This is a genomic window from Bradyrhizobium sp. USDA 4506 (assembly GCF_054058795.1).
In genome coordinates this window covers 179,857-202,092 of the sequence record NZ_JBSSBM010000002.1, presented here as the reverse complement: position 1 = coordinate 202,092, position 22,236 = coordinate 179,857, and the positions used below count along the sequence as shown (strand labels likewise).

At 59.4% G+C, this 22,236-nt stretch carries 18 protein-coding genes; 8 read left to right on the top strand and 10 right to left on the bottom strand.

What is annotated here, in order from left to right; all coding sequences use genetic code 11:
* Window positions 1-469: 469 nt before the first annotated feature.
* Entirely contained in the window at window positions 470-2,593 is a 2,124-nt protein-coding gene (locus ACVIHF_RS03470; protein WP_456791632.1) for a prolyl oligopeptidase family serine peptidase, read from the bottom strand.
* Between the two features lie 1,184 nt (window positions 2,594-3,777).
* Window positions 3,778-5,637 (bottom strand): alpha,alpha-trehalose-phosphate synthase (UDP-forming), encoded by a 1,860-nt coding sequence (locus ACVIHF_RS03465; protein WP_456791631.1) that lies wholly within the window; start codon window positions 5,635-5,637, stop codon window positions 3,778-3,780.
* A gap of 436 nt (window positions 5,638-6,073) precedes the next feature.
* Here ACVIHF_RS03465 and ACVIHF_RS03460 point away from each other — a divergent pair, with 436 nt between their 5' ends.
* Together ACVIHF_RS03460 and ACVIHF_RS03455 are read left to right on the top strand one after the other, a co-directional pair.
* Window positions 6,074-6,328: a helix-turn-helix domain-containing protein gene (locus ACVIHF_RS03460; protein WP_456781602.1), complete on the top strand. Its 255-nt coding sequence runs from the start codon at window positions 6,074-6,076 to the stop codon at window positions 6,326-6,328.
* A complete protein-coding gene (locus ACVIHF_RS03455; protein ID WP_456791630.1) occupies window positions 6,328-7,653 on the top strand; it encodes a type II toxin-antitoxin system HipA family toxin in 1,326 nt (441 codons plus the stop codon). Before ACVIHF_RS03460 ends, ACVIHF_RS03455 begins: the two co-directional genes overlap by 1 nt.
* A gap of 262 nt (window positions 7,654-7,915) precedes the next feature.
* Here ACVIHF_RS03455 and ACVIHF_RS03450 read toward each other — a convergent pair whose 3' ends face one another.
* A complete protein-coding gene (locus ACVIHF_RS03450) occupies window positions 7,916-8,839 on the bottom strand; it encodes an alpha/beta fold hydrolase (RefSeq protein WP_456791629.1) in 924 nt (307 codons plus the stop codon).
* Window positions 8,840-9,055: 216 nt separating this feature from the next.
* Window positions 9,056-10,315: a glycosyltransferase gene (locus tag ACVIHF_RS03445; protein ID WP_456791627.1), complete on the bottom strand. Its 1,260-nt coding sequence runs from the start codon at window positions 10,313-10,315 to the stop codon at window positions 9,056-9,058.
* 107 nt (window positions 10,316-10,422) lie between these two features.
* On the opposite strand from ACVIHF_RS03445, the gene ACVIHF_RS03440 reads away from it, so the two are divergent.
* Window positions 10,423-10,614 carry a hypothetical protein gene (locus tag ACVIHF_RS03440; protein WP_456791626.1) on the top strand — a complete coding sequence of 64 codons (192 nt, stop codon included), beginning with the start codon at window positions 10,423-10,425 and terminating at the stop codon, window positions 10,612-10,614.
* A gap of 88 nt (window positions 10,615-10,702) precedes the next feature.
* Here the strand turns inward: ACVIHF_RS03440 and ACVIHF_RS03435 are convergent, their stop codons facing one another.
* The 5 genes from ACVIHF_RS03435 to ACVIHF_RS03415 all read right to left on the bottom strand — a co-directional run bounded on the left by ACVIHF_RS03435 (window position 10,703) and on the right by ACVIHF_RS03415 (window position 14,673).
* Window positions 10,703-10,927 carry a hypothetical protein gene (locus ACVIHF_RS03435; protein WP_456791625.1) on the bottom strand — a complete coding sequence of 75 codons (225 nt, stop codon included), beginning with the start codon at window positions 10,925-10,927 and terminating at the stop codon, window positions 10,703-10,705.
* 107 nt (window positions 10,928-11,034) lie between these two features.
* Window positions 11,035-12,345, bottom strand: a complete 1,311-nt coding sequence (locus ACVIHF_RS03430) for a glycoside hydrolase family 18 protein (protein WP_456791624.1) — start codon at window positions 12,343-12,345, stop codon at window positions 11,035-11,037.
* A 443-nt stretch (window positions 12,346-12,788) separates the two neighbouring features.
* A complete protein-coding gene (locus tag ACVIHF_RS03425) occupies window positions 12,789-13,322 on the bottom strand; it encodes a DUF2285 domain-containing protein (protein ID WP_456791622.1) in 534 nt (177 codons plus the stop codon).
* 58 nt (window positions 13,323-13,380) lie between these two features.
* On the bottom strand, window positions 13,381-13,572 hold the full coding sequence (locus ACVIHF_RS03420; protein ID WP_456791621.1) for a transcriptional regulator domain-containing protein: 192 nt from the start codon (window positions 13,570-13,572) through the stop codon (window positions 13,381-13,383).
* Between the two features lie 468 nt (window positions 13,573-14,040).
* A complete protein-coding gene (locus tag ACVIHF_RS03415; RefSeq protein ID WP_456791620.1) occupies window positions 14,041-14,673 on the bottom strand; it encodes a type VI secretion system ImpA family N-terminal domain-containing protein in 633 nt (210 codons plus the stop codon).
* 759 nt (window positions 14,674-15,432) lie between these two features.
* Between ACVIHF_RS03415 and aepX the strand changes: the two genes are divergently transcribed.
* The 5 genes from aepX to ACVIHF_RS03390 all read left to right on the top strand — a co-directional run bounded on the left by aepX (window position 15,433) and on the right by ACVIHF_RS03390 (window position 20,213).
* Window positions 15,433-16,341 (top strand): phosphoenolpyruvate mutase, encoded by a 909-nt coding sequence (gene aepX, locus ACVIHF_RS03410; protein ID WP_456794062.1) that lies wholly within the window; start codon window positions 15,433-15,435, stop codon window positions 16,339-16,341.
* A 342-nt stretch (window positions 16,342-16,683) separates the two neighbouring features.
* The gene (locus ACVIHF_RS03405) at window positions 16,684-17,481 is read left to right on the top strand and encodes a phosphocholine cytidylyltransferase family protein (protein WP_456794061.1); all 798 of its coding nucleotides are present in this window, start codon (window positions 16,684-16,686) and stop codon (window positions 17,479-17,481) included.
* 22 nt (window positions 17,482-17,503) lie between these two features.
* Window positions 17,504-18,118: a CDP-alcohol phosphatidyltransferase family protein gene (locus ACVIHF_RS03400; protein ID WP_456791619.1), complete on the top strand. Its 615-nt coding sequence runs from the start codon at window positions 17,504-17,506 to the stop codon at window positions 18,116-18,118.
* Between the two features lie 30 nt (window positions 18,119-18,148).
* Window positions 18,149-19,246 carry an aminotransferase-like domain-containing protein gene (locus tag ACVIHF_RS03395; RefSeq protein WP_456791618.1) on the top strand — a complete coding sequence of 366 codons (1,098 nt, stop codon included), beginning with the start codon at window positions 18,149-18,151 and terminating at the stop codon, window positions 19,244-19,246.
* Between the two features lie 178 nt (window positions 19,247-19,424).
* Complete coding sequence (locus tag ACVIHF_RS03390) at window positions 19,425-20,213, top strand: class I SAM-dependent methyltransferase (RefSeq protein WP_456791617.1); 789 nt, start codon at window positions 19,425-19,427, stop codon at window positions 20,211-20,213.
* Between the two features lie 83 nt (window positions 20,214-20,296).
* On the opposite strand, the gene ACVIHF_RS03385 is transcribed toward ACVIHF_RS03390, so the two are convergent.
* Entirely contained in the window at window positions 20,297-21,667 is a 1,371-nt protein-coding gene (locus ACVIHF_RS03385; RefSeq protein ID WP_456791616.1) for an LLM class flavin-dependent oxidoreductase, read from the bottom strand.
* Between the last annotated feature and the right edge of the window lie 569 nt (window positions 21,668-22,236).

Here is a 22,236-nt window from a genome sequence, read left to right as displayed (position 1 = left end):
TCACGCGAGTTCAGCGGCCCGGCTCTCTGCCCTGGCTGTCACCCGGATCTCGATTGAGGTACACAGGCGGCTTGGATCTTGTGGCCTCAAAGGCACAGCTGGATTTGAGATCCCGTTCGGTGCAGCGTTGACTGCTGCTCGATCTCTCCAGAACAAGACGACGGAGCTTGCCGTCTGGAGTAGCAAGTCGCGGGCCAATCAAGCCCGGCAAAACCTTGACCGCCGGCCGGGAGGCGCCGGCCAGGCACCTTACATGCCCCTGGTAATTGCGGGCTTGCGTTCGAGCGTCCTCCATAGCGCTGAGAGAATTCCTCCAGTCGCCTCGAAGTCCGGCTCCAGCATCCTGCCCGCCGGTTGGCTGGTTCGCTGCTGTCGCCTCGCTCGCGACTCGTTGAATTCAGCTGACGGACGTGGTGACGTCGAGATTATGAATGGTCTGGACTCGGTTCGATCAGCCCATCTGCCGGTTTTATTCAGAACAAAGCCGCCTCGATGCGTAGGTGTATTCAAGAGCCAGCCGACGCGCGATTTCGATGAGATTGGCCGCGGCGCTGTGCCCTCCATCGATGTTCTCGTAGTAGAAATAAGGCTGGCCCAGCGCGGCGAGCTTCGCTGCAGCCTTGCGGCCGTGCCCGGGATGCACGCGATCATCCTTGGTGGAGGTGAGAATTAAAGGCGCCGGGTAGGTCTTGCCAGGCACCAGTTTCTGATAGGGCGAGTAGGGTTCGATCCACGCACGCTGCTCGGCGATAGCGGGATCGCCGTACTCCCCGATCCAGGAGGCGCCCGCGCCCAGGCTGGTGTATCGAAGCATGTCAAACAGCGGCACCTGGATGATCGCTGCGTTGAAGAGCTCGGGACGTTGGGTGATTGCGGTGCCAACGAGCAGCCCGCCCTGGCTGCCGCCTATCACTCCCAAGCGGCGCGGACTTGTGACCTTGCGGCGGATCAGGTCCTCGGCAACGGCGATGAAATCATCCCACGTCGTCTGCTTCTTTGCCCCCTGGGCGGCTTGATGCCATTGGGGGCCAAACTCGCCGCCCCCACGCAAATTTGCAACGACATAGGCGTTGCCGTGTTCGAGCCAGAGCCGCCCCACGGGTCCGAGATAGGAGGGCAGAAGCGAAGCCTGGAACCCGCCATAGCCATAAAGAAGTGTCGGAATGGCGCCGTCAAACCTTGCGTTCGTCGGAAGCACCACAGAATAGGGAATTGACGTGCCATCACGCGAAGTCGCTTCGAACTGCTCTACGACATGAGTGGACGCATCAAAGGCAGTGAGTGTCGTCTTCAATTCCTCAAGCTTTTGAGTTTCGGCATCAAAATACCAGAGTGACGTTGGCCTGAGATAGTCTGAGACGGCGAACATCGCCTGGTCCGCTTCATTGGAGGCGGCTGATACGCTGACATTTGTATGTTCCGGCAGCTGGATCGGCGTCGCCGACCAGGCTCCCTGATCGTACTTGTAAACGAATGCTTTACTCTGAACGTTCTCAAGGATCGTCAAGATCAGCAAGTTCCTGGTAGGACGGACCCCGCTTAGAGCCTGGCGGGCCCCGGGCTGGAAGACAAGCGAGGCTTTGGCGTGCAACGGATCCTGTTTCCATTCGGTCAGGTCATACGAAATCAGCGAGCCGGCGCTGAAGCTGACATCACCGGATGGCGTCCATTCCTCGTCAAGCTTCACAAGCAGACGGCCACTCACGAGGCCTATGATCGCCGCCTTCTTCGGAAGATTGAGCTTGACGGGCCCATCGGGGCGAAAGACCACGTACTCGTGCTCGAAAAACCCGATCGAGCGGATGGCCCCGGTCGCATGGACATGGCCTTCACTGTCACGAAGTACCAGGGGCAGCGCCCCAACATCGGTGGGCTCGCCGCGAAAGATCTCGCGGGCCTCACTGAGCGGCTGAGCGCGTTTGAGCTCCTTCACCACAAAAGGGTAACCGGCTTGCGTCAAAGAGCCCTCGCCCCAGTCCCGTGCAACAAGGAGTGTGTCACGATCGACCCAGCTGAAGGTCTGCTTGCCCTCTGGAAGATAAAAGCCGTCCGCAGCGAAGGTCCTGGCCTCGCGATCGAACTCGCGCGACGACGCGGCGTCCTTGCCGCCATCGGAAAGACTGATCAGGCAGAGGCGCTCTTCAGGCGGAAGGCAGCTGCCACCCTGAAAGACCCAGTTCCTGTTCTCGGCGACCGCCAACGCGTCGACGTCGAGGATGGTCTCCCACTGCGGATCCTGGCTACGATAGCTCGCCAGTGTGGTGCGCCGCCAGACACCGCGCACCTGCTTCTCGTCTTTCCAAAAGTTTTCCAACCCGTGCCGGTCCAATGAAACGTATGGAATTCGATCCTTTGCCTGCAAGATGGTGAGGGCCTGCTCGTAAAAACGTTGGTAGCGGGGGTCTGACTGGAGGACCCCGAGTGTCTTCTCGTTCTCGGCACGAGCCCAAGCCAATGCCCCTGGCCCTTCGATCTCCTCGAGCCAGAGGAATGGATCATCAGCCGGCACCGGAGCCAAGCGCTCCTGTGAAAGCGCCGTGGAGGTGAAGCAGGCAATCGAAAGCAGCGCGGCGGAAAGAAACGATGTATTCATGGACTTCTCCGGCTGAGGTCGAACCGCGCTCGCAGGCCCGTCAAGGAGAAGCGCAAGCACGCAACCCATGACACAGCGCGGCTTACGCCATCTGGTGGTCCATTCACTGCAAGCTGCGTGCCGGCTAAAGAAACGCAAGTTTCAGCCGCTCAAGCCTGCACGACTACGTCCGGTTGCCGACATTGGTTGCGAAGCAGACACCAACAGGGGGGCGTCGGGATCGACTGTCAGACGCCACCAGTATTTTCGATCCTCAGTGATCAAGAGGGGACACAGCGACACAGCGCCGGCCAGCGCAATGCTTATCCGCATATGGGCCGGTTCGTCGCAGCGGGCGTTATCGGGCAGATTTATCGATGACGATCATCAAGACAAAGAACGGCGCACTGATCGCGCAGCCGGATCGCGATCAGGTCAAGGGCGGCGTGCGTGGTGATTTCCGGTTCGTGACCGCAAGTACCTGCCGAGTGTAACGAGCTCCGCTTTGCGAAACACGCAAAACATACCGACGACCCGGTTCATCGACTGATTGCAGATGAGCTTGCACACGACACGATGATGAGGGCAGAAGCGCAATTGCGGGCCTGCGTAGCAACGCGTGTTGGAACCGAGCCAACAGTCAACAACAGGTTCAAGCGCCAGATCAGGTTCTATCTTGAGACAAGATGGCGCAACGAAGCTGTCATCAGCAGCCTTTTAGGGAGCTGGGGTCAGGCTCGAATGATCCCGAATCGACCGGCGGGCACGAGCCCGTGGTCCTTCATCGAAGGCGTACCACGCGAAGGATGTCATCGGCGCGAGATTTTCAATCGAGCTAGCCAGGCCATCCGGGCTAGCAGGAGGCGAGTGCAAGCCTGGCTTCGAACTGTTCCGCAACAACGCTGTTGCGATGCATAGGCAAGCGCCCATTTCCGGCGCGGAACGATCAACGGACAGCATCGCGCCGACCGGTGGCGCCGCTACCCGCATCAGCGTCGTTTACATTCAGCAACAAGAAGTTGGCTGCATCGCTCCCATTCTGGTCATGGGCCAGTCGCATGCTGGCTTGACGCAGCTCATTAACGTTCCCGGTCATCACCCGGGCCTGCGCGGCCCGCAAGAACCGCGTCAGCGCCAAAGATCTGGATCGTTGCTCTATGCTGCTACAGAGACGTGTAATCCGCCGTGCTATACTTTTCGCCCGGTCACTCCACGCCGGCACCGAGCGCTTGCCCGCGACGAATATCGAGCGAAGCTGTCAGCGCCGTCCGATCCCAGAGTCTGTCCTGTGTATGCTTCAGTGGGGCCGAAAGCGCCTCAAAGGCCGACTTCACGTCTGCATAGGCAGCCTGCTTCAAAGCGGCATCCGCGGGGTCGATCTCGTTGTAGGCGGTGAGAGCCTCGGCATAGTTCCGGTACAGGGGCATTTGAGCCTCGTTGGTCCAGCCAAGACCGAGATGGTGGAACTGATCAGCCGGAACCGTGACACGGCTTTTGTCCAGCTCCTGGACGTAGTCCGCCGACCATTTGTGAATGGTGTATGATTCAAGTTTGTGCATCATCGACTCCCAGCGCTCGATGCGCTCGTCAAGCGGCATGTTGGCCGCCTTCGAAATAGCGCCAGCGATCTCCTCGGGGTGATTTGGATCCACCAGCAGCGCCTCGTTGAAATCTTCAGCCGCGCCGGCAAACTTCGATAATACCAGCACGCCGGGATCCTTCGGGTCTTGTGCAGCAACATACTCTTTCGCTACCAGATTCATGCCGTCGCGCAACGGTGTCACGACGCCAACATGGGCAGCACGGTAAAGACGCGCGAGTGCAGCCTGGCTGAACGAGTCGTTCTTGTAGTGGATCGGCCTCCACTCGTCTGTGCCATGCTGGTTATTGACGTGGTTGATCGCGTTCTCCACGTCGTCTTTGTATCTTTGATACTCTTCGACGTCAGCGCGTGACGACGGCGCGATCTGCAACAGCGATATGCTGCGCGGCGGCTCGGTGGCCAAAACCTGATTGAACGCTTCGACCCGCTTGTCGATCCCCTTCGTATAGTCGAGCCGGTCTACGCCGATTGCAAGCTTGGCGCCCTCGAAGCTTTGCAACAGCGAGGAGATTCTTTCTTGCTCTGGGGGCGAGAGGTCTGCCGCAAGATAATCCGCGAACTGCCTGGGATCGATACCGATTGGGAATTTTTGAAGTCGCGTCTGGCCGCGCTCGGTGGTCACGACGCCATCCTTGCTTTCCAGCCCGAAATGGGTTCGCAGACAGGCCACGAAATTGTTCAGATCCCGGTTCGTCTGAAAGCCCAGCAGATCGTAGTTCAGCATCGACTTCATCAGTTCAAGATGATTGGGCACGCGCTCTATCATGTCGGGCGTCGGCCAGGGCGTATGGAGGAAAAAGCCGGTTGGCCGCTCAATGCCGAGCTCATCCAGGGCGGCCCCGAGCGGAAGCAAATGATAATCATGCACCCAAAATGCGTCCCTATCTCGTACGTCGAAGGCCGCACGCGCAATAAAGTCGTTGATCCTTCGATAGCTGGCATAATCCTTTTGCGAGCCCGACATCCGGTCCGGCAGGGAATGCAATGCTGGCCACAGCGTCGAATTCGAAAAACCTCGATAGTAGCCAGGATAGTCCGCGGCTGGCAGATCGAGCCTCGCCACATGGCCTGCACCAGTCTCGACGAGTGGCAGGGGTCGCTCGGTCCCGTCGCCGCGGTTCTCCGAAGAGCCCACCCAGACCGCGCCGGAACGTTCCACGACCGGCTCGAGGGCCGCGGCGAGTCCACCGGTCTGAGGTTTATTGGGATCGAAGGGTGCAATGCGGTTCGAAATGACGACGAGCTTCAAATCGGGGTGCTGGTTGACCGCATCGAGGCGATCCTCCACCTCGTCGAAGACATCAGGATCAGAAGGACCTCCAGCGGCTTGCTGCTCCGGCGGTATCTCGTCCAGGTGCAGGTCAAAGGCCGCGTGGCCTATGGTTTCATCTTGCTGGGTGGCCTGTGATGTACTGTCGGGACCCGATGTTGCCGCGTCGAGAGTGTCATGGATTCGAACCATTACGTAACTCCGTTTGACGATGTTTCCGTTTGATGCAGTTCGCAGATCAGCCCCGAGATGACTCCACTTCGCCAGATTGGCAGGTCCAGCTTTCGGGAAGCTGACCGGCCACCAAGCTAAACAGCCGCATCGGTTCACCATCCAGGACCGCATGCGATTGTGGCGGATGAGGCGCCGGCACGTTGGATTTGAAGGCAACTCCTCCGTCATCGTCTTGATGAGTGCACGCAAGGCGATGAGCCTCACTGGCGGCCTAATTGTCGAGAAGCGGTAATTTGCGCTGATTGCGGACCCTGGCTTTCAGAACAGGCCATATTCGCGATCGCGTATATTCTCTTTTCATACGGTTTTGCGTATAGATTCTAAATATACGAGATCGCGTATATTGACAAAATATACGCAATCCCGTATATTTTTGGCGGAGGTTTGATATGATATGACGCAGGATATTGCCCGCACGGAAAAGCAGCTGGGAGCCATATTACGCCGGGCTCGCAAACAGGCCGGACTGACGCAGTCCGATCTGGGCAAGCGCATGCATCTGCGCCAGGGAACAGTTTCCCGCCTGGAGGGGGGCGCGCCTGCAATCCAGCTGCGCACCCTGATGGAAACCCTGGCGGCCCTTGATCTCGAGTTGGTCATCCGCACGCGCAGCAAGGCGAGCGCTGCCGACATTGAAAGCGTCTTCTGATGGCCCGTCCGCGAACAAACGCTCCCTTGCATGTGTTCCTCAACGGACGGTTGGTCGGCACGCTTCGGCGCGAGTCAAGCGGAGCAATCGATTTCCGGTACGATCCGCAATGGCTGGCCTGGAAAGCCACTTTTCCGATTTCTCTATCGCTGCCCCTTCGGGAGGACCGCTACATCGGCGCGCCGGTCATCAATGTATTCGACAATCTGCTTCCCGATAGCGAACCGATCCGCAGACGCGTGGCCGAACGTGTTGGCGCGAGTGGAATCGACGCCTACAGCATGCTGACCGCGCTCGGGCATGATTGCGTTGGCGCGCTCCAGTTTTTGCCTGAAGGGATCGATCCAGGTCCGGCCGGGAAGGTCGACGGCAAACCCATCAGTAACGCCGATATTGGCAAGATCATCCAGAACCTCGCCGCAGCTCCGCTGGGGGTTGGCGAGGATGAGGAATTCAGAATTTCGATTGCGGGCGCGCAGGAGAAAACCGCCTTACTTCGCCGCGATGGCAAATGGTACAAGCCGGTCGGCACTGCCGCGACCACGCACATTCTCAAGCCGCAAATTGGCCGGCTGCCAAACGGCATAGACCTCTGCAACAGCGTTGAGAACGAATATTTCTGCCTGAAACTGTTGTCCGGCCTCGGCGTGCCAACTGCCAACGCGGAGATCGGTGACTTCGGGCGACGCCGAACGCTCATCATCGAGCGATTTGATCGCCGCTGGACAGGCGACGGGCGCTTGCTGCGCCTTCCCCAGGAAGATGTTTGCCAGTCTCTGTCGGTTCCGCCCTCCAGGAAATACCAGTCGGAAGGCGGCCCGGGGATGAAAGAGATTCTGGAGCTGCTCAAGGGCAGCGACGTGCCGGCCGAGGATCTGGCGACATTTTTGCGCGCAGCCATCGCTTTCTGGCTGGTTGGAGCAGCGGATGGTCACGCCAAGAACTTCAGTGTGTTTCTAAGCCCCGGAGGGCGCTTCCGCCTCACTCCCCTGTACGACGTGCTCGCGGCCCAACCGAGCCTGGATGCAAAGCAGATTCAACCCAAGGCGTTCAGGCTCGCGATGTCTGTCGGCAAAAGCCGTCACTATAGAATGAGCGAAATTCAGCCTCGCCACTTCATCCAGACGGCCGAAATCTCCGGTGTCGGAGCTACCGTCGTCCGTGCAATTTTCGAGTCTCTGGTAGAAAGTTTCGAGCCGGCTTTCGCCCGGGTTCTTGAAAAGCTTCCGAAGAACTTTCCGTCGGAACTGACGGAGTCGATACGGATCGCCGCTCTGCACCGGATCACCAAGATCAAGCAAGCCAGGTCCGATGCAGTATCTTGATCCCGGCTGAGACCAATAAAGGGGTGCCGCCGCCAGCAAGAGATTCTTGAGGTTCGACTCATGCGTTCCTCGAAAATATAAACAACGCGCGCCTCACCTTACAGAGCTCCGATCTCAGCTCGAGAAGAACGGCATTTCAGCTCGAACGAAATATTGGAAGGAACGCGATATCGAAAGCACCCGCGGCGACGGGCAGTCGTCCACACTCGGAACGGCGAACCCAACAGGATCAATTCGCCTTAGCCGTCAATCTGGCACGCGATCACAGCCAATCGATATTTCCGCGTCTATTTAAGGCTTTACGTCTGCTCCGGCGGAGGCCGACGGCCAGGAAGCGATCCAGCATGGCATTGACCTGATCTGCAACCTCGATCGTGTTGAAATGTCCGGCGAGCATTGTCTTCGCTATTACCAGCTGCGGACAGATCTCCTGCAGCCGATCCAGGTCGCGCGTTGCGTTCACCAGCGGAACATCTGCGGAAATATAGGCCATGGGAATCCGGCAGGCTTCCGCTGCAGGGACGGGATCATAATTCAAGGTTGCGTTCCGCATCATCGAATAAGCCACATGCTGTGGCGTTTTCTCGCAGGACGGAAGCACATAGGTCTCGTAGATCGTCTTTCGCCGGACGGGATCGTCAAAATCGCAGCCCATCTCCCAGGCGTTTGCCTTTGAGACCGCCAGATAGTCGGGCCCGCCAATGCCTTCCAGCAGCCTTGTAAGCTCGCGGGATTCGCGCAAGATCGGAGGCGGCATGACGATTGTGTCGATCATGACCACGCCTGAGGCCAGGTCAGGATAGCGGCCGCACAGTTCGAGCGCGATGCGGCCTCCCATGCTGTGGCCGATCACAACCGGCTTGAGAAGTTCCAGTTGAGCGCATTGCCAGGCGATATCGTCAGCAAATCCTGCGATGGTGTACTCCTGTTTTGGCGCATCACTGGCGCCGTGGCCGCGAATATTGACGGCCACGACACGACGGCTTTGAGCAAAATGGTCGATCTGCGGCGTGAAGATGCCGTGGTCGCCGGTCCAGCCATTGACAAGAAGCAGCGGAGGGGTTTGCGGGACTGCAGGTCCGGCCTCAACATGTGCCAAACGTACGCCGTCGCGACACAACAGGACGGGCTGCAATGTGCCACAAGAAATCACGGTCTTTTCCTCCCTAACCTGGTTGGCATTCAAGCAATCTGGACGGGATGTCCGGCCGAAAGAACGACGCCGGAAGACGAAACAAAAGGGTGAAGGCGAACGAATCGGGATGAATGCGCACGGCCAGATTTCTCCTGATCGGCGTCAAGGCTGGCGCCATGTCGCAGCTTCGAGATATTTCGTCAGGGAGACAATGCATTCGACCAGGCGCATGCGCCCCATCGCCGGATCGGGACCCGATGCAGTTCGTCACGAGCGGCTCCGTCGCCGGCGTCCGATCGCGGCAAGAATCTCCATCTCCTTGACAAGAGGCGATGTATCGATATCGGCTTTGATAACTTCGCCGAGCTTTCGGGCTGCGATCTTGAATTGCGATCCTTCGATCAGTTGCTTTGTCGCTGTCGCTATCTCCGGTTCGGATGCTGTCGGCGGCAATCGAAGCCCTACGCCCTTTGCTTCGACCCTCGCTGCGTTCGCCGACTGGTCTCGTCCCATTGGCAGAATGAGTTGCGGCAAGGCATTGATGATTGAACGGGTGACCGTCCCGTGGCCACCCTGGGATATGACAAGAGAAACATCCTTCATAACGGCGTCGTGGGGCGCGCCGCAAACCAGATGGACGTTCTTCGGAGCACGAAAGCCGGCTATGTCCAGACTCGGACCTGCGGTGAAAACAGCTTCGATATCCATGGCACCGACGGCATTGATGACGCGTTGAAACAAGTCTCGCTGGCCCTGCGCCCCCGTGCTGCAGGCGATCAGCGCGCGGGGACGATCGGGTCCCGCGGACCAGGGGGCCTGCCACGACCTGGACCAGCCCGGCACATCGAGCAAGGGTCCGATATAGCGGAAGCTGCCCGGAAGAGCGTCTGCTTCGAAATCGAAGGCCTGGCTGATTGCCAGCAGAACTCGATCAGCCTGATCGAACAGGTCCATGGCGTCTGGAAGAACTGGCAGGCCGAAATCGACGCGGGCTCTATTGAGGACAGGAAGGGACGCGTTCATCGCCGCAGCGAGCGCGGCAGAGGCTGCCTCGACCTCGGCGCGCTCCTTTGGCGTTTTCGGTTGCCCCAATCCGGAAGTCGCAGGCGGCATTCCCGGAAGAATCCGAATGCTGACGTGAGGCGAGAGAAACGCGAAAGGCACGCCACATGCCTGCGCCCCCACCGCCGCGCCGAACAGGAGGTCGAGACCGAGGACCGCATCTGTTGGCACGCGGCCAATCTCGTCGCGAATATCGGCCGCGTAAGCAGAGCAAGGCTCAAAGACGACCCTGCGCATGCGATCCCGCAGGTCCGAGACATCTGTCGGGTCCGCGGCCTCCCCCTTCGGGGCACGGCGCCATGTCACGAATTCGAAATCAGCGGCCTCGACTTCTGTCCGCATGGCCGGATCGGCGATCAGGCGAACATGATGACCATGCCGGCGCAATCGGCGGGCCGCTGTAAGCAGCGGACTGAGATTTCCGAGCGTGCCCCACGAGGCGAAGAGAAAATTGTAGGAGGTCACCGCTACTCCTTTGCAGTCGCGCATTCAAAAATCTTCGCTCTCGTCATGCGGTGCTACCCGAATTCGCACGTTCGCCAGCCCGGGGCGCTGCATGCGAGCCGTCCGGCATGCGCGAGACGGAAGCGTGTTACAAGCATGACAGAAAGGCGCCGGGCTTCCGACGCGCTGGAGCGATGTGGCGCGACTTCTCGAAGAAAACCCGACCGACGCACCGCGACGATGCCCTGACGCCTGGTGCGCCGAAGTCCGGATCTCCTGAAGAGAAGCGTGAAGCTCGTGACTTGCCGATGATTCATTGACGCCGCGTGTCGTTTTCGTCATGGCCTCAAACCTACAAGCTCACGCCACGTTCGATTCAAGCTGTTTTTGGCGGTCGTCTCGCAGACCTCATTGCAGTCTGTCGCCGGCGAAGTGCGCCTCCGCGCACTCCTTACCTTCGGGAGAGAGAAACAAGCTGCCGAATGCTGCTTGTTCCGCCATCTGATCCGCCTGACGCAACTCGCCGGGATCTACAACCTCGCCGCCCAGCGCCACGCCGGTCCGCAATCCGGTGCGCACGTCGTATCCGACAGAAGACACATTGCCGCCAGCATGCCTCTGGAACGTCGCCAACGAATTGTCAGATTTCCGACATTGCTGGTTTCAACCGACGTGGCTCTGATCTCACGTCGCCATAGTCCGCGACTGACGTGCTTCAACGCGACGCGATAACTACGATCCTATTCGGACGATCGCCCGGAAGGGACGCGGAGGGCCGCGAGCAGCGAACCGTCGTCGGCAAGCAGGTCCCAGATCATGATCCCGGCGAGTGCACGCTCGCGCGCGTACCTCGCCTTGCGTGCGATGGAGAGCGGATCGTCGTAGCTGATCCATATGCGCCGTTCGGCGTCATACAGCCACGGCACCTGGGCCTCCTCGCTCCAATACCGGCGAAAGCCCCGCTCTTGCGGTCGCCGCGCGACAAGATCCCGATAATCGATGCCGTCGCTCCCTCCCCACTCCCCGCTCACCGTCGCCCCCTTCTGAAAGAGCCCGCCGTTCTCCTGCGGAACGTCAGCAACCGCCCGGCCGTAGAAGGCTGCTCCGAGCGTGATCCTGCCCGGCGGCACACCGGCCCGGATCAACGCATTCACACTTGCATCGACATTGAGATCGGGGTCCGGATCGCCTGCGGTGGCGAACAGCGGAGCATTGAAGCCGGCAAAGGCCGAGCCCGCGTGATAGTCATAGGCCATCAGATGGATCCGGTCGACCAGCCGGGCCAGAGCGGCCGCCTCCAGATTGACGATCTTGTCGGGCGCGGCCGAAACGGCAATGGTGAGCTCCAGCTCCCTGCGCTCCTGTGCGGAAAACTCGTCGAGCTTTCGGCGGAGTTCGGCGATCAGGAGCGTGAAATTCGTACGGTCATCGAGGCGCGCGAGATTGTCCGGACGTCCTCCCGAGACGGGATACTCCCAATCGACGTCCACACCATCGAACAGCCCAGGATACGGTCGCAAGAACGCCTCGATGACGGAGTGCGCGAACCGCGCGCGCGAGACCGGCGTGGCAGCGGCAGCCGAGAAGTATTTCGATCCGCTCCAACCACCCAGTGAAATCAGGATCCGAAGCTCCGGACTAGTCCGCTTCAATCCGGCGAGCTGGGCGAAATTGCCGCCGAACGGACTCGCGGTCGAGGTGCCGTCGCAGGCTCCTGCGTCGAGGCAACGATCCGCAAGTCCGGCCAGTCCTTCCGCAGAAACGGAGCCGAACGCGTACATCAAATGGGTCAGCTCGCGAGCCGGGATCGTGGTAATGTCTGGACCTCCTGCCCGCGCCTTCCATGGAGCGACGTAGCCGGCGACGACGGGGCTCCTGGCCGGCGCGGTCCGCCCCTGCTGAACCTGCGCGTATCCGCATACGAGCGCGGAAAATCCGCCTGCAGTGAAGGTTCGACGATCAACGGACACGGCTTTGGGCCCTTCCTCGGTCAGATTGTATCCAGCGCCAACCGGCATCGCGATCGCCTCCACGACGTGAGCTTTCTCCATTTGCCACGAATCCGTCGATCTCAAAATGATCGACCCGATTCTCTCCACGCCAGGCGATCCCGCTAAACCATCCATTTCACACGCTCGCTTCATCGCTGATTGCGCAGCCATGTCCGCTGCAGTCGACGAAGCTGACTGGCCTCGCGTCCAGGGGCGATTCGAGTTTCTGCCGGTCCGCGAAACGTTGATCGAGCGCGGGAGCGCGATCCTTGCTGCAACGTCTCCAGACGCGTCCTGCATGTCGCGATGCTCCCTTGTGAATGAAGCTGCTGTCCCGGATTTTCCCCTGCCATTGGTTGAACCGCCATCGGCGTCTCGGACACCCTGCGAGAACAAACCTGCGGACTTTCTACCGGATTGAGCAACCACGATACCGTGTCAAATCAGTGTCGAGAACTGCTCCTCAAATGATGCACATCAACCTGGCGCGCGGCCTCCCGGGTTCAGGTATTGTCGTCCCTGTCTTTGCCCTTATGGCGGAGCAGGTCACGCCAGTCGCCTCGAATGAGGCGCAATCCCGTCTGGACCAGGCGAATGGTCCGGCTGCGCAGATCGTGCGTCTTCCAGCCTCGATCGGGAATGCGAGGCTTGCCAAACAGGCCTTGTGCAATGTTGCGATAGCTGTGACCTTCCAGCCACCCGTCCACTGCACGCATGGCGAGGACTTGCCGATGCCGGGTCCCGATCGATTGAGCAAGCGGCGGCCGTCCAACCGGGCGCTGTTCGAGCCCGAGCCAGAATCGATGTGCAGCCTGCAAACGGAGATCGAAATTGCCGTCGAGCGGCAAGTCGAGTCCGACCAGCGATCCGTCTGGCGGATACTCTCCCAGCCAAAGCCGATGCCTGGCTCCTCCGAGCTGCACGATGGCATGCCACCCATCCGGCGCCTGACGAAGCTCGTTGCCTGGCCGGCCGACGAGATCGAGTCCGTACGAACTTGACGCGGTGGAGCGGATCGCCACGCGGACGATCAGCACCGTCGAGAGCGCCTCAGGCGACCAGAAAACAGCTTGCTCGTCGAACCTCTTTTTCGGATCAGCCGCGAAACGTCAGCCCCCACTTCCGACGGAATTGATCCGTCCCACCTGGTTGTTTGCTCCTGAGCAGGGCCCTGAAGTCTTGTTGATACTCGCGATCACGCCGCAGCCACTCCCAGGCTATGTCCGCCGCTTCTGCTTCCTTGACATCCTGGTATGCGCTCTCTGATCTCCAATCGGCACCTGACATCGCGCTATTTTCCCCGCAAGTACTGAATGCACATGTAAGGAAACGGCATGGTTGTGACGATTTATGGTTGCACTCATTCAGATACTCAACATATGACCCACTTATGTGATGGAACGATCAATTTTTGCGATGATAAGAACGACAGGTCCGCTTCTGATACCGTCTTTCCCTCATCGGCCCCTCCGATGCAGGCGATGACGATGGTCCCGATGCGCGGACTGCCCAGCTGGCGCGGCTACTGCGTCGGGATGACGCCTGCGAAAGATCGAACGCTGGCACGCCGCAGCTCCCCCCGCGGGACGATCGCGATAATGGATGCCGATATTGTCGATTCACCTCAATCGGGCGCCAGGACCCGGACAGGCGGATTCCCGCCCTTGCTGCCGTGTGAGCAAGTGATTCATGAAGACAGGTCAATTGCCGTCGGCCTCAAGGCCAGCGCTGCATTGGGGTTGCCGGCTGAGCTGCTCAGCCGGCAATGTGGGCAGGGCGATCGCCATTGCGACCGGACATGGTGCTGAGGCTAGCGGTGGCTCGTTCGTGATACGATTGCAGCGCCCGGAGCAGTACATCCAGAGTGACCTGGCCGTTGACGAGCTTTCCCCTGAGCTCGCGAGCCAGTCCATCGAGCGCATCCTGGACGGCTATCACTGCCGAGGCGTCGGCTTCAGTCGGCTCATTCGCGGCCAGAGCCGGGGCGAGGTGAAGGAGCCAGTCGACCGCGCCGGCCCGTGCATCTTCCCGCGTGACCGGCGGAAATAACTGCTCCCAATGCGCCTCCACCATACCGCGCAGGACGCCAAGGCCAATGGCAAGACCCTCGTATCCCTCGACCCGAAACAAGCCATAAGTGACCCAGGAGCCGACCAGAAGGTCTTTTGACCGGCTCGACAGGATTTTGAGCGACAGAGTGTTGACCTTGCTCCAGTCAACCGCAGCCGGTCCTTCCAGGTCGATGCGCCGAACCTCGGCTTCGAGCCGGTTGAATACGGCTGTCTGTCGAATATTATTGCCGGCAGGCAGAGGACCGGGGACAGGCGCAGCGCCGTGACGCGAACGCGTAGCGATGTTGTCGCGGACCAGGATCCAGTAATCGATCATGCTGACAAACCCGCATGCGCGTTGCGATCGGTCGTGTCATCGGAACAACCGACTTCATGCCCAGTCCGGATCAAGCCGATGATGCAGACCACCGCTGCCGCTCCTTCCACGGGCTTTGCTGCTGACATGCCCCAATCAAGCCTTGTGCCAATTCCGAAAGCCTGATTGTAAACGCCGTTTGCCCAATCGGACGTGTCATGGATCCGACAGATGTTGCGCACCCGACATCAGAGCCTCTCGCAGTCCTCAGGCCGGTTTCGGTCGTTGCTCTGCAGAGTGCCTGAGCTGACCGTGCCTTTGCCGCTGTCTGAATACAATATACGAGGACTACGGCCGAACACCTGCGGCAACCAAGCAGCGGGGTGTCCTCCCGAGGAGGGCGTGCGCTTTCACACGCTTGGCCGGCGACCCGCCGGTCTGAGAGTGTGAGGGGTGCGGACCGCGAGCGAATTGACCAGGCGCCCGTGTAGTCCGAACACCGCAGGAAAGCAGCAAGGTCAACGCAATTTCCGCCAGCAAGGGTCGAACGTGTCGTGATCGCGGAAGTTCAGCCGTGCCCGCAATCTTCAGCGATTGCCCATCAATTTGAACTCCGGTCAACTACCAGCACTCGTCATTGATCCAGATGTCAGACACATGTCACGTTCACTGACGAACGTCGGCCGGTCAAGCGCACAAGGATCCGGTATGCAGGCCCCATCAGCTTCTGTCCTCGCCAACGGTCGTGTCCAGTCCACAGACCCGTCATATGCCGAACTGATGCGCTCTCAGGTCTGTTGCAGCGGCGAACTCTCTTTCCTCATGGAAGCGCATGATGGGCTCTCCGCCGCGATCGCGGAGCGCGCAGGTTTCAAGGGCCTCTGGGCATCGGGGCTGTCGATCGCGTCCTCGCTGGGTTATCGGGACGCAAATGAGGCATCGTGGAGCCAGCTTGTCGATGTAGTCGGCCGGATCGTGGACTCCAGCCGGTTGCCGGTTCTCGTCGACGGGGATGGCGGCTTCGGGAACTTCAATAACGCCCGTCTGCTGGCTCGCAAACTCCGCCAGTGTGGCGCGGCCGGCATCACGCTGGAAGACAGCTGCTTTCCGAAAACGAACTCGCTGCTCGGCGATCGGCATCCCCTCGCCGACATTGATGAGTTCTCCGGCCGCCTGCGCGCCGTAAAGGACAGTGTGGCGGACGATCTGATCCTGGTGGCCCGTATCGAATCCCTCATAGCCGGGCACGAAATCGACGAGGCGATCTCCCGCGCCCACGCTTATGCCGACGCAGGATCTGATGCGATCCTCATTCACTCGCGAAGAACCGCCGCGGACGAGATCTTCGCGTTCGCGCGGGCCTGGCAGAACAAGTTACCGGTCGTCATCGTTCCAACAAAGTACTACCGAACGCCGGTATCGGCATATCGAAGGGCCCATATTTCCACGGTAATCTGGGCCAATCACTCCCTGCGGGCCGCAATAGCGGCAATGCGGCAGGTCTGCAGTCGCATTGTCGCTGAGGAGAGTACTGCCAGCATTGAGCCCACGATTGCTACGCTGGATGAGATCTTCGAGCTATTCAGGTACGATGAACTCGCTGATGCGGAAGCGCGATATCTGCCAGGGCGACGACGCTTTGAGCGTCATGAACAAAGCAGCAATGATTTTGAAGGACTGCTGTCATGAAGTCGCCCGGCTTCCGATTCGAAGCGAACGTCTCGACGCTCCTTTCAATGCGCATAACGTCGAACGACGGACCTGTCCCGCCGTATTCGCCATGCATTACCGCCATCCCTTCTCTCAATCGCCTCACCGTCTCAAGGACTGACCATCCAGCCACCAGAAACGTCCGCCCTGCAGGATGACCAGCCTGCTTGAACGGGATGGTGATCGCCAACTTCGCTACGGCAGCAAACAGAGCCGACACGCTGAATGAAGCGTCAGACGCCTGACGCAACGCACGGCTTTCTCACCGACGACCAAACCCGAATTGACGACGCGGCGCGCCGGACACCGAAGGATACTCGAATGGCGAGCACCGATCCTGAACATGCCGTCATTCTTGCCGCCGGCGTCGGCTCCCGCTTGCGACCACTAACCGATCTGCGACCAAAGCCATTGGTCGAGGTCAATGGAACGCCGATACTCTACAACGCCCTGCGACATCTGGAGACGGTCGGCGTCCGGGAAGTGACGATCGTCGTCGGCTACCGAAAAGACGCAATTCAATATGCGTGTGGCAGTCGGTTCGGTGAGCTGAAGATCGACTACGTGGAGTCTTCGGTCTTCGACCGCACGGGCAGCGCATATTCGCTCTGGCTGGCACGCGACGCACTCCTGCGCGGCGGCATCTACCTCCTGGAGGGTGACGTCTTTTTCGAGGAGGACACGCTGCACTGTCTGGCCCGGGATTCATCTCGTGACGTAGCGGCCGTCGCGCCATTTCAGGCAACAATGCAGGGATCTGCAGTCCTGCTTTCCGAATGCGGGTTCATCTCGGGCTTTCGCATGAAACAGTCCGGCGCCGACCTGCCAGCCGGCGGACCGATGCTTTTCAAGACGCTGAACCTGCTTCGCCTCTCGGCATCCACGCTCCAGACGACGGTTGTTCCGGCGCTCGACGATATTATCGGATCGGGAGCTACCCGGGCGTACACAGAAGAGCTCCTCGCGTTTCTGATCGAACGGCGGGACCTGCGGCTCGCGGCATCGCGATGCGACCACCTGCGCTGGTGGGAGATCGACACGGCTGACGATCTTTGCATCGCCAACAACCTGTTCGCTGACCAGATCACAGCAGGGCGACAGGCCGCACCCCGGATATGATCGATTGCACTGAGTGAGGGATATGCTCCGGTATTTGCTTGATCCGGCCAATGCGATCACTGCGTCGGGCGTGATATTGTCAGGGGTCGCCTTGTCTCTTGCGATGGACGGTCGCATCGAACTTGCCGTTGCAATCGCCCTCTGGGCAATGCTCGCAGACCATCTCGACGGAGTCGTCGCGGGTCAGATCCGGAACCGTTCCGAAACAGCCGGAAAGATGGGCAAGAGCCTGGATGGCTTCTCCGACCTTGTATATGGCGCAGTATTTCCCTCGATCGCAATACTGCATTTGCACGGCGTTACCCCTCTATCTGCGGCTCTGGGGACAACGCTGCTTCTCGCAGGCGCCCTCCGTCTGAGCTACTTTGGCATCACTGGTCTGTCAGCGGATCGCTGCTTTACGGGTCTGCCGTTGTCTTACGACGTTCCGCTCCTTGCACTCTTCGTCTTGCTGGAGCCCCTTGTGAAGCAGCCATTGTTCTCCTGGCTGCTCCTCGGCTCGTTTTCCGCAATCGCCGTGCTCCACGTTTCATCAATTCGTGTGCCGGCCCCGACCCGCCCGATGTACATCGCAATTCTTCTGTTCAGCGTCACAGCATCGGCGACCCTGGCAATCCGCGCGATCATTTCCGGTTAACCGGCTCCCCAATGCGCAAGGAGACATGCAATGCGAAACGACGTTGTCGACCTGTCACGAGCCGTACCACCAATCGTTCCCGCCCTCGAGGCGGGGCTCGGAAGGAGCGTTGAGGCGCGACTTCACCGAACAGACGCCGGAGGACTGCTAAGAACAAACAGACCGCGCGGAACCGGGGAAGATCGACGAACCGGCGCTGAATGGATCTCCCAGCGATTGGCATTCACGCCGGACATCGATCGCATGATCGTTACCAACGGCACCCTGAACGTCCTGTTCCTGCTGCTAAATCAACTGGTGGGCAGAAGCGGCACCTTGCTCACCGAAGAGATGACCTACCCCAATATGCAGGCGCTATCCGGGATTCTGGCCTTCAATATCAGGGGCATACCTATGGACCGTGACGGGCTGGATCCGAACGCGTTCGAGGACCTTTGCCGAAAGACCAAGGCGCCCAGGGTTCTCTACACAATTCCGACTGTGCAGAATCCCACTGCGATCGTGATGCCTCCGGAACGACGACTGGAGATAGCCACGATTGCGCGACGATATAATGTTCTTATCATCGAAGACGACGTACAGGCGCTTATGGTCGAGGACGCAGGCGCTCCGATTGCAACACTTGCTCCCGAGCTTACCTGGTATGTGATGGGCCTGGCCAAAACGGTCGTGATGGGAATGCGAGTCGCGTTCTTGATGGCGCCGCGAGCAGAGGATGCAGCCGCATTGATGGACAGGTTCGGCAAGATGTCGATGTGGTTTGTGGCTGCACTACACGCGGAGCTGGCCCAGGCCTTCGTTGCGAATGGAATCGCGCATGGGGCCACAGCAAACATTCGGAAGATCGCGGCGGTTCGTCGCCGGATTGTGGCGGATGTCCTGCAAAGACCTGACCTCGCCAGGGGACCGCTCGGACTTCACGTCTGGGTCCCGACCCGGTCGGACGCGAGGGACCTGGCGACGGAAGCTCTGGCGTCAGGTGTACTTGTCCGTCCAGGGTTTCAGTTTGCGGCCGAGCCGACGTTAACCGAAGCGATGCACGGACTTCGGGTGTCATACTGCGAAACCCGTAACGAGGACGATCTGCGACGCGGTCTGGCAATTCTGGCGAAGATCATCTCGACCTAGGACGCTGACAGAATATCGCCGATCCTGTGCCGTTGGTACCCATGATGCGGCGAGATCACAACAAATGCCAAACGGTTGATCGCTGCTGAACAAATGTGGCCTCAGACGAGCATTCGCGTCCCTGGTCGTTCAATTCGTAACAGCACCGCACGATCAGGACGGGACCAACGGAGACGGCATGATGCAAGCCAGTGAATTGTTTCGCGGCGCGGCGCCATACTACGCGCGACACAGGCTCGGTTATCCGCAAGACCTGTTCCGATCATTGGTTCGCGTTTGCCGCCTCGCAGACGGCAGCCGCGCGATCGACCTCGGTGCGGGGACGGGGCAGATCAGCATTCCCCTCGCTCATTCGATTTCGGACGTGCTGTCCGTCGATCCCAGTGATGAAATGATCGAGGAAGCAAGGCAAACGGCGCAAGCCGGGGGAGTTACGAATATACGGTTTGTCAGATCAAGCTCTGAAGATCTACCAGAACAGGCATCGTTGTTTCACATTGCGACGGCTGCAAGCTCGTTTCACTGGATGGAGCGAGACAGGGTATTGGCGAAGCTGCGCCGAATGCTGGAGCGCGATGGGTGCGTTGCGATCATCGATCGCGAGCGCTACGGCTCGAAACCCGATGGATGGATCACTGCCATGTGGAACGAAATGAGAGATTTCTGGGGAGGAAGCTTTCCGGCAGGCCCTGGAACGGTTCGGCAAATGACGGTGTCGCACCGTGAGATGCTCAGCGCGTCCGCTTTCAACGAAATAACAGAGCTACGTCACTATTACGCGCATGAATGGAACATCGACGACCTTCTGGGTTACCTTTATTCAACGTCTGCAGGTGCCCCGGGTACTCTGGGTTCTCGTCGTGACGAATTTACCGCACGTATGCGGCGATTCTTGCAGTCCTGTTCGCCGGCCGGCTCTTTTGTAGAGCAGGGTTACATCACGACATTGCTCGGATACAGACCTTGATCGTCACTGATCCTCGCATATCCGGCGCCGGCATCGAGCTGAAAATGAATAGCACCCCGCTTTGATCTTCCAGACCCGAAGATTCAGCCAGGGCCTTCATCGACGTATCTTCCACCTGCGCACAAGAATCCGTTGGGCGGCCGCTTCAAACCGATATTCTCCCGCAGTGTTTGTCCTGAATAACCAGATCTGAATTTTCCGCGTCGGCGCAATTCGGGGACGACAAGCTCGACAAAGTCCTTGAGCCCGCCAGGGAACGTCGCGGGCATTACGTTGAAGCCGTCGGCTGCATTCTCGTCGACGGCATCTATCATCGCATCGGCAATTTCATCCGGTGTTCCCACGACCATCAGGTGGCCTTTGCTGTCCGATATGAAGCGGATCAGTTGTCGCCAGGTCATTTTCTGGCTTGCCGCCACCTCGAGCAGCAGCTTCTGTCGACTCTGGACGAGATTTGTCGGCGGCAACGCCTCAGGGACTTTGGCGTCAAGATCAACTGAACGCAGATCCACAACGGAACCCAGGACGCGATCGGCCAATCCCATTTGAGCGTCGATATGCGTATAGGCCTGCAGCCTTCGCAGAATCCCGAACGCCTCCTCTCTGGTCCTGCCAACGATCGGGATAATGCCCGGCATGACCAGCACTTCGGCGTCTTCCCGCCCGAGCGCGCGAGTTTTCCTTTTCAGCGTTGCGTAGAATCGCTTGCCTCCATCCAGAAACGGCTCGGCGGTGAATACGATTTCGGCGAATTCTGCAGCGAACGATACACCGGCGTCGGATGCGCCAGCCTGGACGAGCACGGGATACCCTTGCGGTGGCCTTGCGACGTTAAGCGGACCTCTGACTGACAGGAAGTCCCCCCGGTAATTCAGCCAGTGCAGCTTCGTGGTATCGACGAAAATGCCGGTTTTCTTGTCCCGGATGAAAGCGTCGTCTTCCCATGTGTCCCAAAGTCCCTTGACGATCCGGACGAACTCCTTCGCTCGCGCATAGCGCGTGTCATGATCGGGAAGCTCCTCCTGGCCGAAATTGGCGGCTTCGAATTTATGACCCGAAGTAACAATGTTCCAGGCCGCACGTCCCCCTGACAGATGGTCGAGTGAGGCGAGCATGCGTGCAAGATGATAAGGCTGCTGGTACGTCGTTGTCGCAGTCGCGACAAGGCCGATGTTTCTGGTTCTCGATGAAAGCGACGACAGGAGTGTGATCGGCTCGAACCCGTCATTCCGGCCTGCACGGGCAATCGCTGCCGGATCTGGCTCCATTACGCTTGGCGTATCGGCCAGGAATATGAAGTGAAATGCCACACCTTCAGCGAGCCCCGCCAGATGAGCATAATTGTCGATATCAATCCCGCCATTCGCAGGCACGCCCTGATCGCGCCATGCGCCTTCGTGATAACCCGCCTGATTGAGGAACAGTCCCAGTTTCATGTCGCCCTTGCGCCCCATGCCCACCTCCATTCGGACCAGATACCTCACGCGCAGCGTCCGGCAGGTTGATTGTGCAAAAGGATGCGCCGGCTCGAGGCTCGCGCCGGCGCATCAATCTGTCCGGCGGGGACTCACTCTCACTGACAAAGCCAACCTGACAAGGTACGTCGAGAAACCGATCAAGTGACATTGGAGCGGCGAACCACCGTGGGCCTCATGATTATTGCAGTTGAAGGAAAAACGGAGGGAGCGCCACCCGCCAAAATGGGTAGCGGCTGACCGTTCCGGACGCGCGCAACACACCGCTTCAAGACTGTCTATTATCTTGAAGGCGCCTGGACGTTCAGAACCCAGTAACTTGATTGCGTATTGCCCGCCCGAACGTGACGACGACGCTGTGCGCTTGCCTGTTTGGTTCTGCACCAAATGACGGTCGCGGCGGTTGACTAGCAGTTCGCCGGGTAAACGTGACCTCCGAAGTACGCGCCGTCTACTTCGCCGTGTCGCTGACGCCAGTGCCATTCACTTCTGACCCATGGCTTCGCGGACTTTTGCGCCGTCATCGGAAGCAGCCTTGCACTGGCAAT